We start from the raw sequence: 12,825 nt of genomic DNA, 5'->3' as shown, positions 1-12,825 counted from the left end.
TCCATTCATGCGTGTGCTCCACTCACTCATCCTGCTGCTGACGCTGATCGCGCCCGCAGCATTTGCCGATGGCAATTTTCAGGTGGAAATGATCCTGTTTCGCCAACAGGGCGAGCCGGCTGCAACCCGTCAGGTCGCACCTGAGAACTGGGCAGCCAATGCACAGAAGATTGACGCGCAGAGTGAGCGCGGCGTTGCCTTGAAGGATCTGGCGGACAAACTGAACGCCAGCGGCACTTATCAGGTGTTGCTGCACCGCGCCTGGCAACAGAGCCTCAGTGCAGAGCCAGGTAAAGTGGCCGTCACCGGCGGTGAAGAACAGTGGGCCCACTTCCCGATTGAAGGCACTTTGAGCATAGGCATTGCACGCTTCACCGATATCGCGGCAGACTTCTGGGTCAATCAGCTTGATGCCCACGGCGTGCTGACCAGCAGTGAACGCCTGAAACAGACCACCCGGGTCAAGAACGGCGAATTGATCTATATGGACCACGGAAGTCTGGCCATGCTGGTGAAAGTATCGCCTCTTTAACCATTCAAGTAGCGCAACACGTGCTTCTTTTCCCATTCGAGCATCGCTACGGCGTAGGGCTGTCCTGAACTGTGTCGTCCAATCTTGAAAAAGTCCTCGCTTCGTCCTGGACGTATATCTTTACCAGCAAAACCGTTGAGCGGGGGTTTGACTACGCCCATGAAGACCGCATCCAGCTTGAGGATCTCAATCCAGACTCGGCTCGCACCTTGTGTAAAGGCTCGGGTTCCGAGGTATACGTCCAGACCCTGAAATTCAGGGATCCCGAACGTTTCAAGAATGCTCTGGTTTGTAAATGCACGTGCCCCGTCAGGGAAAACTGCAAGCATTGTGCGGCGGCCCTGTTTTATCTACAGGCCCCGCAGAATCGAAATGCGTTGCAGGCTGCACTGGACCAGACGCCGTCCGTGCAGGCACCGCGCATCGAGAAAGCGCCCGCCCTGCCTGAGCGACTGGTCGACGACATCAAGCCGCAGCCACGCCTGATGCTGGCCAGCGTCGAGTTCAGCGCTTATGAACCGCGTAACGGCCGCATGCAAAGGCACATCCAGCATCGCGCGGCACTCGCCTTTCGTTATGACAAGCACTACGCCATTGGCACTGCCAACGTCAGTATCCTGGTCAGTTCTCTGGGCAGCGACCTGGTTAACCAGAAAAGCGACATCATCGAGCACAGGGAAACCGAGACCCTGCGCATCCGGCGCCAGGGCGAGCTGGAACGACAGCAGCGTCAGGTCCTGCAGGACATGGGGTTCAGGGTCGCCACCCGCCAGAGCAAGGCACTGCCTGACACCGCCGGTGACATGTTTGACCTGCCCAACGACAAAGCCTGGCTGCACTTCGTGCTCAACGACTTGCCGCGCCTTGAAGAACAAGGCTGGGAAATCGTCATCACCGAGGATTTCGCTTTCGACGTGACGCCCGTGGACGACTGGTACGCGGTCATCGACGAAGAGGCCGAGCGCGACTGGTTCGATCTGGAACTGGGCATTATCGTCAATGGCGAACGCCTGAGCCTGCTGCCGATTCTGATCAACCTGCTGCGCAGTCACCCGGAATTGATGAGCGCGGCCGGGATCGCCAAACGTGGCGACGATGAACAACTGCTCGTGCAGCTTAATCACTTCACACAAAATGGCGGCGGCCCGGTGCAGATCGCCCTGCCCTACGGCCGTCTGAAACCGGTATTGGCCACCCTTGGCGACTTCTACTGGCGCGAAGAAGGCAGCAACTCACTGCGCCTGAATACTGCCGACGCCACGCGCCTAGGTGAGCTCGATGATTTACCCCTGAGCTGGCAAGGCGGCGACCGCCTGCGCCAGTTCGCGGACCGGCTGGCCAATATCAAGGATGCCCCGGTCGACGTGCCCGAAGGCCTCAACGCCACGTTGCGGCCCTACCAGCACGAAGGCCTGAGCTGGATGCAGTCGCTGCGTGAACTGGAAGTCGGTGGCGTGCTGGCCGATGACATGGGTCTGGGTAAAACCCTGCAGACCCTGGCCCACCTGCTCATGGAAAAACAGGCCGGTCGTCTGGATCGTCCGGCGCTGGCTGTGATGCCCACCAGCCTGATCCCCAACTGGCTGGACGAAGCCGAAAACTTCACCCCGCAATTACGCGTGCTCGCTTTGTATGGCGCCAATCGCCACGCTGATTTCGACAACCTGGGCCAGTACGACCTGATTCTTACCACCTATGCCCTGCTGCCGCGGGACGAAGAAGTGCTGGCGAAGCTGTCGTTTCACACCCTGATCCTCGATGAAGCGCAATACATCAAGAACCCCAACAGCAAAGCCGCCCAGGCCGCGCGCAGTCTCAATGCCCGACAACGCCTGTGCCTCAGTGGTACGCCGCTGGAAAACCATCTGGGCGAGCTATGGTCGCTGTTCCACTTCCTGATGCCGGGCTGGCTGGGCAGCAGCAAGGAATTCAACAGCAACTACCGCAACCCTATCGAGAAGCACGGCAACATGGAGCGCCTGCAGCATCTGAACGCGCGAATCAAACCGTTCCTGCTGCGCCGCACCAAGGAACAGGTCGCCACCGAGCTGCCGCCCAAGACCGAGATCATCCATTGGGTCGAACTTAACGAAGCCCAGCGCGATGTGTACGAAACTGTACGCTTGGCCATGGACAAGAAAGTCCGCGACGAGATCACCCGCAAAGGTGTGGCCCGCAGTCAGATCATCATCCTTGAAGCGCTGCTCAAGCTGCGTCAGGTGTGTTGCGACTTGCGTCTGGTCAACAGCGCTCCGGCCAACCCGCGCCAGGGTCACTCCGCCAAATTGCAAAGCCTGATGGAGATGTTCGAAGAGCTGCTGGCCGAGGGCAGGAAGATTCTGCTGTTCTCGCAGTTCACTTCGATGCTCACCCTGATCGAAGCCGAACTCAAGCAACGCGGTATCGAATATGCCCTGCTGACCGGCTCGACCCGAGACCGACGTACGCCCGTGCAAGCGTTCCAGGCAGGCAAGCTGCCGATCTTCCTGATCAGCCTGAAAGCAGGCGGTACCGGCCTGAACCTGACCGCTGCCGATACCGTGATCCATTACGATCCATGGTGGAATCCGGCAGCCGAAAACCAGGCCACCGACCGTGCTTATCGCATCGGCCAGGACAAGCCGGTATTCGTCTACAAGATGATTGCCCGAGGTACCGTGGAAGAGAAAATCCAGCGCCTGCAGCAGGAAAAATCAGCACTCGCAGCTGGGGTGCTGGATGGACGGGTAACGGGTGACTGGAAACTGCAAAGCGAAGACATTGCCGCACTGTTTGCGCCGTTGCCAGCGCAGACCAAGAAGGGCAAGAAGTAAGGACATCACATCACGCCCCTGTAGGAGCTGCCGAAGGCTGCGAAGGCGGTCTGTCTGTCACACCGCCTTCGCAGCCTTCGGCAGCTCCTACAGGGATCGCCGATTTGTGGGAGCCGGGCTCGCCCGCGATTCAGACACTGCGGTTTATCGTGAATATAGAGTCATCGTTCATCGCGAGCTAGCTCGGCTCCTACACAGTAAACCTTGTCAAACCGCGCCCAGCACCCGCGCCAGGGTCGCCTTCACTTTCCCCATCCCGTCATGCAAGGCCTGTTCGATTTCGGCCATGGTGATGACTGCCGAAGACTTGCCCGCTGCCGGATTGACCACCAGCGCCAGGCAGGCATATTCCAGTTCCAGCTCGCGAGCCAGCGCAGCTTCCGGCATGCCGGTCATGCCCACGATGTCGCAGCCATCACGCTCAAGGCGGATGATCTCGGCGACAGTTTCAAGACGCGGTCCTTGAGTGCAGGCATAAACACCCTGCTCGCTGAATTCACAGCCTTCGGCAGCCAATGCTGCAATCAGACGCCCTCGCAGCGCTTCACTGTAGGGATAGCTGAAGTCGATGTGGGTCACTTGCTCCAGGTCATCAGCGAAAAACGTGTGCTGGCGACCACTGGTGTAATCAATCAGGTCGTGGGGCACGCAGAAATGCCCGGTGCCCATGGCAGGATGAATCCCGCCCACCGCATTGACTGCCAGAATCGCCTCCGCACCCGCGTGCTTCAGAGCCCAGATGTTGGCTCGGTAATTCACCTGATGCGGCGGGAAACGATGCGGGTGGCCGTGGCGCGCCAGAAACATCACCTCGCGACCGGCGTAATCGCCGATCTGGATCTCCCCCGAGGGTACGCCATAGGGCGTATTCACCGGCAGAGACTGACGAATGCTCAAGCCCTCAAGCTGAGTCAGCCCGGTACCACCGATAATCGCGTAAACAGTCATGGAAAATCCTTAGTCGATCAATTGCGCAGCGCGCAAGGCTTCAAGCGCGGCAAGCCAGCGCGGATGTTGACGATACTCGGTGCTGGCAAAAGCCTGACCGCGCATCCTGGCAATACGTGGCGAAGGCTTGACCTTGAGCCGTTGTGCAGCCGTCAACGCCAGTTCTGCAGCGGCACGATCGTTACAGACCAGCCCCATGTCACAACCGGCACTCAACGCCGCTTCAATGCGACTGGCCGCATCGCCGACCACGTGGGCACCAGCCATGGACAGGTCGTCGCTGAAAATCACGCCGTCGAACTTCAGCTCACCGCGCAAGATATCCTGCAACCAGCGCCGGGAGAAACCGGCAGGTTGAGGATCGACCTGCGGATAAATCACATGCGCGGGCATCACGGCCGCCAGTTGCTGGCTCAGCCGGGCAAATGGGACCAGATCGTTGGCGCGGATATGCTCCAGGCTGCGCTCGTCATTGGGTATCGCCACATGGGAGTCAGCCTCGGCCCAGCCGTGCCCTGGAAAATGTTTGCCGGTCGCGGCCATGCCAGCGGCATTCATCCCTCGAATGAAAGCGCCCGCCAACAACGCCGCTCGCTCGGGATCACCCTCGAAAGCGCGTGTACCCACAACAGCGCTACGCTGGTAATCCAGATCAAGCACAGGCGCAAAACTCAGGTCCAGACCCACTGCCAGAACTTCCGTCGCCATCAGCCAGCCGCAATGCTCAGCCAGCATCTCGGCATCAGGCTGGTGAGCAATCGAACGCATGGCTGGCAGTCGCACAAAGCCCTGACGCAAGCGCTGCACGCGACCGCCCTCCTGGTCCACTGCCAACAGTAGATCAGGCCGCACCGCGCGAATCGCCGCGCTCAGTTCGCGAACCTGACGGGGATGCTCGATGTTGCGGGCAAAAATGATCAGCCCGCCCACTTCGGGCTGACGCAGAAACTGGCGATCTTCGGCGGTCAACCAAGTGCCCTCGACATCCACCATTAAAGAGCCTTGCAGGCCAGAACTCATAAAAAAACACCATTGCCGATATCCAATCCGGGCAATGGTGCTTGATCATCGAGTCTGGCGCAATGCGCGAACAGTCAGGCCTTCGCAGTACTGGGGACAGGAGAGCTGCTTTTGCTGCGCGGCTTGAGTTGCGCGGCAATCATCGCGGCGTCGGTCACACCGGTTTCGGCACGCATGCCTGCGGCCAGGAACGGCACCATCAGGCGCATCACCTGCTCGATCGAGGTGTTGACGCCAAAATCGGTTTCGGCAATCGCCCTTAGCGCCTTGATGCCGGACATGCTGAATGCCGCAGCGCCAAGCATGAAGTGCACACGCCAGAACAGTTCAATGGGAGGGATGCGAGGCGCGGCCTCATTGACCAGCACCATGTAGCGGCGAAAAACCTTGCCGTACATGTCTTCCAGATAACGGCGCAAATGGCCCTGACTCTGGCTGAACGCCAGACCCAGCAAGCGCATAAAGATCGACAGATCATTGTTGCTGCGTGGCTGTACCACGAGGGCTTGCTCGACCAGCATCTCCAGCAACTCTTCCAGGGTCGGCTTCTGATCAGGTCTGGCCTGACGGCGCTCCAGTTCACGGTCAAGACTGATACAGAAGGGTCCCAGGAAGCGCGAGAACACGGCCTGAATCAGCGCCTTTTTGGAACCGAAGTGGTAATTGACCGCCGCCAGGTTGACCGACGCCTTGCTGGTAATCAGCCGTAGCGACGTCTCTGCGAAGCCTTTCTCCGCGAACAACTGCTCGGCAGCATCAAGAATGCGTTCAACTGTTTCCGACTGGGCCATGGTTCTCTGCCTGACAAACACTTGTTTGAAACATACGTTTCAGATTATGTACCTGTCAAGTCCGCGATGCTCCATGGTCCGACAGGGGCGTATTTAACCATATAAACCGTGGCCTGTAGCCACCCGCGTAACCCGGCCCGCCATCCCGCCGGGCGCGATCGAAAACCGGCCTGATAAAAGGAAGATTGCCAACTCGCTCGTACTGTATATAATCCCAGTCACTGTATAAAAAGACAGAGCGATCAACATGATTAAACTGACGCCACGCCAAGCTGAAATTCTGGGATTCATCAAGCGCTGTCTTGAAGACAACGGCTACCCGCCTACTCGTGCGGAGATCGCTCAGGAACTGGGTTTCAAGTCGCCCAACGCTGCAGAAGAACATTTGAAAGCCCTGGCTCGCAAAGGTGCTATCGAGATGACGCCGGGCGCTTCCCGGGGCATCCGCATTCCAGGCTTCGAAGCAAAGACCGAAGAAAGCGGATTGCCCATCATCGGGCGCGTCGCTGCAGGTGCACCGATTCTGGCTCAGCAACACATTGAAGAATCTTGCAACATCAACCCTGCGTTTTTTCATCCGAGTGCCGATTACCTGCTAAGGGTGCAAGGCATGAGCATGAAAGATGTCGGCATTTTTGATGGCGATCTACTCGCCGTGCACACCACCCGTGAGGCCCGCAACGGCCAGATCGTGGTAGCACGTATCGGCGACGAAGTGACGGTCAAGCGATTCAAGCGTGAAGGCAGCAAAGTCTGGCTGATTGCCGAAAACCCGGACTTCGCGCCCATCGAAGTGAATCTCAAGGATCAGGAACTGGTTATCGAAGGTTTGAGCGTCGGCGTTATCCGTCGCTAAGGAGACATCATGCAGTTTGTCCAGGCCCCGCAATCACAACTTCCACTGTTTGAAGCATTCCTGGCGCAACCCATTGCGCCCATGCTCAAGGAAGCAGCAGTACCGTCATGGAATAATGGACCTGAGGTGTTCAGTGAGCTGTCATTGCGTGGTGCAGCCGGGAACTGCTTGAGTCTACTGGCGCCGATCCTGCGCGAGCTGAGCGAAGAGTCCAACGCTCGATGGCTGACCCTGATCGCACCACCCTCCAGCCTTACACAAAGCTGGCTGCGTGATGCAGGACTCAACCGCGAGCGGATCTTGTTGCTGCAACCGCGCGGGACGCAAAGCGCATTTGAACTGACGCGTGAGGCGCTGCGCCTCGGCCGCAGCCACACTGTGGTCAGCTGGATCAATCCGCTCAGTACAGGATTGCGTCAACAGTTGATCAGCGCGGCAAAAATGGGTGACGCACAGAGCCTGAATATTCGTCTGGGCTAAGTCTTCCGGGCGAGTTCAGCCTCAATGAAGAACTCGCGGACCGGTATCCTTCTCCAGCTCGCCTTCAGCCAGACGACCCGCCATCTGTACACCGACGCTCAACATTGCCTTGGCGATCTCGACGTGTTGCCCTTGCAGGAACTCTTTGGCATCGGCCGAGAAATCCAGGGTCACCAACGAGCCTTCGTCGTCAGCACGACGCAGCTCAATCCGACCGTCAGGCAGTTCCACAATTTCAAGAAACGATGTTGGCATCAGGGCAGTACTCCACGAAAGGCCGACATTGTAGCAGCCTGTCGACCCAGTCCCTAGGGTCTGTTCCCGTTTTATGACAAGCCGCATTGCCGCAGCCGTCTTCAATCAGAAGGCTTTGAGCCATCCCTCACTGCACAATCAGCACTCGCTCAGGCCTTCGCGGAAGCGAATTGCCAGCCCCTTGAGCTGCTGACGCCAGCTTTCCAGTTCCTCGCGGGACAGTTCAGGTTCAGATTCTTCATCCAGATTGACCGCCACAATGAGTGGCTGTGTTACATCGCCTTTCACTTTTTTCGGCGCACGAGGCGGCTCGAACAGGCTGTTGTACTCGGCAAGCAACTGCGCGAGCCAGGTTTCCCGGTGTTGAGCCAACTCGACCAGCTCGGCCATTTCCGGGATCGCCAGGGCATCCAGCACATCCTGGGTGAGGAGCATCTCCGCACGTGGCGCATTGGCTTGCGGCAGACGGTAGTAGCCGGCGATCTCGTGACACAGCCCCAGCAGGGCGCCATACAGATGGAATAACGCCGACTCACGCTCCGCCTGCAACAGCGCCTGGGCGTTCATCGCACGGCCTTCCTGCGCCTTGCCCATGGACTCCAGAGCCAGGCCGGCGAAATAAATCTTTTGATTGGTGCGGGTATAGAGTTCGTGGGCCATGGCGGTCGCCTCCGTAGCGATGAGCAAGACCTGAAGCCAAGCCTTGTCAAAATTACCTCAATTAAATGCTTTCCGGTAGGAGCGAACTTGTTCGCGAGGCGGCGTATCAGCCACGATGGCTCGCGAACAAGTTCGCTCCTACCGGGGTTCAACCCAACCAAAGCAACAAAGCCCTCGGCACATACAGCATACCGAGGGCTTTGCGTTCAGTCAGGCGTTAGATCAACGCTTGTCTTCAACCTTCCAGGCCTTGCCGTCGTAGAACGCTTTCCAGCCGGTTGGCTTGCCTTCCACTTCAGTCTGAACGTACTGCTCTTTGGTCTTGCGGCTGTAACGGATCACTGTTGGGCGTCCGTCCGGATCTTTCTTCGGCGCGTCACACAGGAAGTGGTACTTCGGATCGATCTCGTCCTTGTGCGGTGCAATCTCCATGACCAGCGGCGCACGGGTTTCACGGTTTTTCGGGAATTGACTGGCCGCCAGGAACAGACCGGATGCGCCGTCACGCAGGATATACGTGTCGTCGACCTTGTCGCACTTGAGCTCAGGCATCTTCACCGGATCCATCTTCGGTGGAGCAGCGTCGCCGCTCTTGAGTAGCTTGCGAGTGTTCTTGCAATCAGGATTGGTGCAACCAAAGAACTTGCCGAAGCGGCCTGTCTTGAGCTGCATCTCGCTGCCGCACTTATCGCACTCCAGGCTCGGGCCTTCGTAACCCTTGATCCGGTAGTTACCCTCTTCCACTTCAAAGCCAACGCAATCCGGGTTGTTACCGCAGATGTGCAGCTTGCGCTTCTCATCCAGCAGGTAAGCGTCCATTGCCGTGCTGCAGATGTGGCAACGATGCTTGCCGCGCAGAACACGAGACTCGGACTCGCCCTCATCATCTTCGGCGATTTCATCGCCCGGCGTCAGGTTGACGGTAGCCTTGCAACGCTCTTTCGGTGGCAGGCTGTAACCCGAGCAACCAAGGAACACGCCGGTAGATGCAGTACGAATCTGCATCGGACGGCCGCACACCTTGCACGGGATATCAGTCATCACCGGCTCGTTGGAGCGCATCCCGCTGTCCGGCGCTTCAGCCACTTCCAGCTTCTTGCGGAAATCGCCATAGAACTCGTCCAGCACGTTTTTCCAGTCACGCTCGCCCTGGGCCACATCATCGAGGTTTTCTTCCATGCCGGCCGTAAAGCCGTAGTCCATCAGGTTGGAAAAGCTCTCGGACAGGCGTTCAGTAACGATATCGCCCATTTTCTCGGAGTAGAAACGGCGATTGTGCAACGCGACGTAGCCGCGATCCTGAATGGTCGAGATGATCGCCGCATAAGTCGACGGACGACCGATGCCACGTTTTTCCATTTCCTTGACCAGGCTCGCTTCCGAGTAACGCGCAGGCGGCTTGGTGAAGTGCTGGCTCGGATCGAGCTTGATCAGCTTCAGGGTTTCGCCCTGAGCCATGTCCGGCAATACGTCGTCATCGCCTGGCTTGGTCATCTGCGGCAAGGCGCGGGTGTAACCGTCAAACTTCAGGATGCGACCCTTGGCACGCAGCTCGAAGGTCCCGGCCGCGACACTGACAGTCGTCGACAGGTATTGCGCTGGAGGCATCTGGCACGCCACGAATTGACGCCAGATCAGCTCGTACAGGCGCTCAGCATCGCGCTCCATGCCGCTCAGCTTGCTCGGATGCGTGTTGACGTCGGAAGGACGAATCGCTTCGTGGGCCTCTTGTGCGCCTTCCTTGCTGCTGTAGACGTTTGGCGATTCCGGCAGATACTTCTTGCCGAATTCGGCTTCGATGTAAGCGCGCGCCATGCTCACCGCATCAGCGGACAAGTTGGTCGAGTCGGTACGCATGTAAGTGATGTAACCCGCTTCGTAGAGACGCTGGGCCATCATCATGGTTTTCTTCACGCCGAAGCCCAGGCGGTTACTGGCAGCCTGCTGCAGAGTCGAAGTGATGAAAGGTGCCGAAGGCTTGCTGCTGGTCGGTTTGTCTTCACGCTTGGCGATGCTGTAGCTGGAAGCCTTGAGCTTTTCCAGTGCCGCCATGGCTTGAGCTTCGTTCAGCGGCTTGAACGCTTCGCCGTTTTCCCGGGCGACTTCGAAACGCACGTTCGCGCCCTTGGCGGTACCCAGATCAGCGTGTACTTCCCAATACTCTTCGGGGTTGAACGCACGGATTTCCCGCTCACGCTCCACCACCAGCTTTACGGCAACGGACTGCACACGACCGGCGGACAGGCCACGAGCGATCTTTTGCCACAGCAGCGGCGAAACCATGTAACCCACGACCCGGTCGAGGAAACGGCGTGCCTGCTGAGCGTTGACGCGGGCGATATCCAGCTCGCCAGGCTTGGAGAAGGCTTCCTGAATGGCTTTCTTGGTGATCTCGTTGAACACCACGCGCTTGTAGCGGCTGTCATCCCCACCAATGGCTTCGCGCAGGTGCCAGGCAATGGCTTCCCCCTCGCGGTCCAAGTCCGTCGCGAGATAGATGGTGTCGGCATCCTTGGCGAGCCGGCGCAGCTCTTCGATCACCTTCTCTTTACCGGGAAGGATTTCGTATTTGGCTTTCCAGCCATGATCCGGATCGACGCCCATGCGGGCCACCAGTTGCTTCTTCGCCTTCTCTTTCGGCGTGAGCACCGGGCCTTCGCCAACTGCGGCCTTGCCACGTTTGACGGGTTCTTTACTGGCGCTAGCCGAACCGCTGGTGGGCAGGTCTCGGATATGGCCGATACTCGACTTCACCACGTACTGGTTGCCCAAATACTTGTTGATGGTCTTGGCCTTAGCCGGGGATTCCACGATGACCAGCGATTTGCCCATGGATCAGAAAATTCCTGAATACTGAAAATGAAAGACGGTTGGAACCTGTCAAGGCCCCGCTATATATAGTGGCTACAAGATGAGGTCAAGCACGGGATAGTGATCGAACTCGCCTCACGGCCTGGAAAAGCGGCTCGGTTCGACTTGAACCAAAGCAAAGCGCGGGACCTGCTCGCCGTCAACCTCGACGGACTCCAGAAACATGCTCAGCGGCCGCACCCACATCCCGAAATCGCCGTACAGCGCTTGGTAAAACACCACTTCTTCTTCGGTTTCGGAGTGCCTGGCAACACTGAATACGCGGTACTCGGGGCCTTTGTAATGGCGATAGAGACCTGGCTGTAAATTCATGTTGCTGTCCTCGCGAAAAAAACTGAAAAACTTTTCTGGAATGGCTTGTACAAAAATACAAAAGCCGGGGCACCTGGCCCCGGCTCGCATCAAACAAACGCGTCAGACGCGTTCGAAGACGGTAGCGATACCCTGCCCCAAACCGATGCACATTGTTGCAACACCGAGATTGGCGCCATTTTGCTTCATGACGTTGAGCAAAGTGCCGGAGATACGAGCGCCGGAGCAACCAAACGGGTGGCCCAGGGCGATGGCACCGCCGTGCAGGTTAACCTTCTCATCCATCTTGTCGAGCACTTTCAAATCTTTCAGCACTGGCAAGGCCTGTGCAGCGAAAGCTTCGTTGAGCTCGAAGACGTTGATATCAGCAATGCTCAGACCCGCGCGTTTCAAGGCTTTCTGAGTCGCGGGAACCGGACCATACCCCATAATCGCCGGATCCACACCTGCCACAGCCATGGAACGGATCACTGCCAATGGCTGAATACCAAGGTCCTGAGCGCGCTGGGCGGACATCACGATCATGCACGAAGCACCGTCGGTGATTTGCGAAGATGTGCCCGCCGTCACCGTACCGCCTTTCGGGTTGAAGGCTGGCTTCAAGGCCGCGAGGCTTTCCAGAGTGGTCTCGGGACGGATGGTTTCGTCGTAGTCGAAGACCTTGAGGAAACCGTTCTCGTCATACCCCAGCATCGGGATGATCTCGTCCTTGAACTTGCCTTCCAGCGTGGCCTTGTGGGCCAGGCGATGGGAACGCACGCCAAAGGCATCCTGCTGCTCACGGGTGATGCCATGCATTTTGCCGAGCATTTCTGCGGTCAGGCCCATCATGCCGGATGCCTTGGCGGCATACAGGGACATGTGCGGGTTTGGATCAACGCCATGCATCATGCCGACGTGGCCCATGTGCTCGACGCCGCCGACCACAAACACATCGCCGTTACCGGTCATGATTGCCTGGGCGGCAGTGTGCAAGGCACTCATCGACGAGCCACACAGGCGGCTGACCGTCTGCGCCGCCGAGGTGTGTGGAATCTGCGTCAGCAATGAAGCCATACGCGCGATGTTCCAGCCCTGCTCCAGGGTCTGGTTGACGCAGCCCCAGATCACGTCTTCAACTTCGGCGGGATCAACCTTGTTGTTGCGTTCCAGCAGCTTGCTGATCAAGTGCGCGGACATATCTTCTGCGCGGGTATTGCGGTGCATGCCACCCTTGGAGCGGCCCATGGGTGTGCGACCGAAGTCGACAATCACCACATCTCTTGGATTCAAACTCATACATTCACT

General features: G+C 58.2%; 12 protein-coding genes. 4 read left to right on the top strand and 8 right to left on the bottom strand.

Translation table 11 applies throughout. The features are described 5' to 3' along the window. The first annotated feature begins 7 nt into the window (after positions 1-7). Both CKW31_RS13105 and CKW31_RS13100 read left to right on the top strand, forming a co-directional pair. On the top strand, positions 8-532 hold the full coding sequence (locus tag CKW31_RS13105) for a CsiV family protein (RefSeq protein WP_095095413.1): 525 nt from the start codon (positions 8-10) through the stop codon (positions 530-532). 71 nt (positions 533-603) lie between these two features. Further along, positions 604-3,345 (top strand): DEAD/DEAH box helicase, encoded by a 2,742-nt coding sequence (locus tag CKW31_RS13100; RefSeq protein ID WP_095095410.1) that lies wholly within the window; start codon positions 604-606, stop codon positions 3,343-3,345. A 207-nt stretch (positions 3,346-3,552) separates the two neighbouring features. Here CKW31_RS13100 and CKW31_RS13095 read toward each other — a convergent pair whose 3' ends face one another. From CKW31_RS13095 to CKW31_RS13085, 3 genes are all read right to left on the bottom strand, one after another. Next, a complete protein-coding gene (locus tag CKW31_RS13095) occupies positions 3,553-4,293 on the bottom strand; it encodes an S-methyl-5'-thioinosine phosphorylase (protein WP_095095407.1) in 741 nt (246 codons plus the stop codon). Between the two features lie 9 nt (positions 4,294-4,302). Continuing rightward, positions 4,303-5,301: a beta-N-acetylhexosaminidase gene (gene nagZ / locus CKW31_RS13090; RefSeq protein WP_176469884.1), complete on the bottom strand. Its 999-nt coding sequence runs from the start codon at positions 5,299-5,301 to the stop codon at positions 4,303-4,305. Positions 5,302-5,387: 86 nt separating this feature from the next. Next, positions 5,388-6,104 (bottom strand): TetR/AcrR family transcriptional regulator, encoded by a 717-nt coding sequence (locus CKW31_RS13085; RefSeq protein ID WP_095095401.1) that lies wholly within the window; start codon positions 6,102-6,104, stop codon positions 5,388-5,390. A gap of 247 nt (positions 6,105-6,351) precedes the next feature. Between CKW31_RS13085 and lexA the strand changes: the two genes are divergently transcribed. Both lexA and sulA read left to right on the top strand, forming a co-directional pair. Continuing rightward, positions 6,352-6,960: a transcriptional repressor LexA gene (gene lexA / locus CKW31_RS13080; protein WP_095095398.1), complete on the top strand. Its 609-nt coding sequence runs from the start codon at positions 6,352-6,354 to the stop codon at positions 6,958-6,960. 9 nt (positions 6,961-6,969) lie between these two features. After that, entirely contained in the window at positions 6,970-7,440 is a 471-nt protein-coding gene (gene sulA / locus CKW31_RS13075; protein WP_095095395.1) for an SOS-induced cell division inhibitor SulA, read from the top strand. Positions 7,441-7,461: 21 nt separating this feature from the next. On the opposite strand, the gene CKW31_RS13070 is transcribed toward sulA, so the two are convergent. From CKW31_RS13070 to fadA, 5 genes are all read right to left on the bottom strand, one after another. Further along, complete coding sequence (locus tag CKW31_RS13070; protein ID WP_027900631.1) at positions 7,462-7,695, bottom strand: hypothetical protein; 234 nt, start codon at positions 7,693-7,695, stop codon at positions 7,462-7,464. Positions 7,696-7,833: 138 nt separating this feature from the next. Beyond that, on the bottom strand, positions 7,834-8,355 hold the full coding sequence (locus CKW31_RS13065; protein ID WP_095095392.1) for a DUF6586 family protein: 522 nt from the start codon (positions 8,353-8,355) through the stop codon (positions 7,834-7,836). 222 nt (positions 8,356-8,577) lie between these two features. Beyond that, positions 8,578-11,187: a type I DNA topoisomerase gene (gene topA, locus CKW31_RS13060; protein ID WP_095095389.1), complete on the bottom strand. Its 2,610-nt coding sequence runs from the start codon at positions 11,185-11,187 to the stop codon at positions 8,578-8,580. Positions 11,188-11,301: 114 nt separating this feature from the next. Further along, complete coding sequence (locus CKW31_RS13055; RefSeq protein ID WP_095095386.1) at positions 11,302-11,538, bottom strand: DUF1653 domain-containing protein; 237 nt, start codon at positions 11,536-11,538, stop codon at positions 11,302-11,304. 102 nt (positions 11,539-11,640) lie between these two features. Further along, entirely contained in the window at positions 11,641-12,816 is a 1,176-nt protein-coding gene (gene fadA, locus CKW31_RS13050; RefSeq protein WP_095095383.1) for an acetyl-CoA C-acyltransferase FadA, read from the bottom strand. Positions 12,817-12,825: the final 9 nt, after the last annotated feature.

The sequence above is a fragment of the Pseudomonas sp. Irchel 3A5 genome, assembly GCF_900187575.1.
Lineage (GTDB): Bacteria > Pseudomonadota > Gammaproteobacteria > Pseudomonadales > Pseudomonadaceae > Aquipseudomonas > Aquipseudomonas folii.
Note: the sequence above shows the minus strand (reverse complement) of the source record. Positions and strands in the feature narration are given on the sequence as shown.

Excerpts from the sequence above, each read along its gene's own strand:
- CKW31_RS13105 (WP_095095413.1), top strand. The coding sequence starts at position 8 with ATGCGTGTGCTCCACTCACTCATCCTGCTGCTGACGCTGATCGCGCCC.
- CKW31_RS13095 (WP_095095407.1), bottom strand. The coding sequence starts at position 4,293 with ATGACTGTTTACGCGATTATCGGTGGTACCGGGCTGACTCAGCTTGAG.
- CKW31_RS13085 (WP_095095401.1), bottom strand. The coding sequence starts at position 6,104 with ATGGCCCAGTCGGAAACAGTTGAACGCATTCTTGATGCTGCCGAGCAG.
- lexA (WP_095095398.1), top strand. The coding sequence starts at position 6,352 with ATGATTAAACTGACGCCACGCCAAGCTGAAATTCTGGGATTCATCAAG.
- sulA (WP_095095395.1), top strand. The coding sequence starts at position 6,970 with ATGCAGTTTGTCCAGGCCCCGCAATCACAACTTCCACTGTTTGAAGCA.
- CKW31_RS13070 (WP_027900631.1), bottom strand. The coding sequence starts at position 7,695 with ATGCCAACATCGTTTCTTGAAATTGTGGAACTGCCTGACGGTCGGATT.
- CKW31_RS13065 (WP_095095392.1), bottom strand. The coding sequence starts at position 8,355 with ATGGCCCACGAACTCTATACCCGCACCAATCAAAAGATTTATTTCGCC.
- topA (WP_095095389.1), bottom strand. The coding sequence starts at position 11,187 with ATGGGCAAATCGCTGGTCATCGTGGAATCCCCGGCTAAGGCCAAGACC.
- CKW31_RS13055 (WP_095095386.1), bottom strand. The coding sequence starts at position 11,538 with ATGAATTTACAGCCAGGTCTCTATCGCCATTACAAAGGCCCCGAGTAC.
- fadA (WP_095095383.1), bottom strand. The coding sequence starts at position 12,816 with ATGAGTTTGAATCCAAGAGATGTGGTGATTGTCGACTTCGGTCGCACA.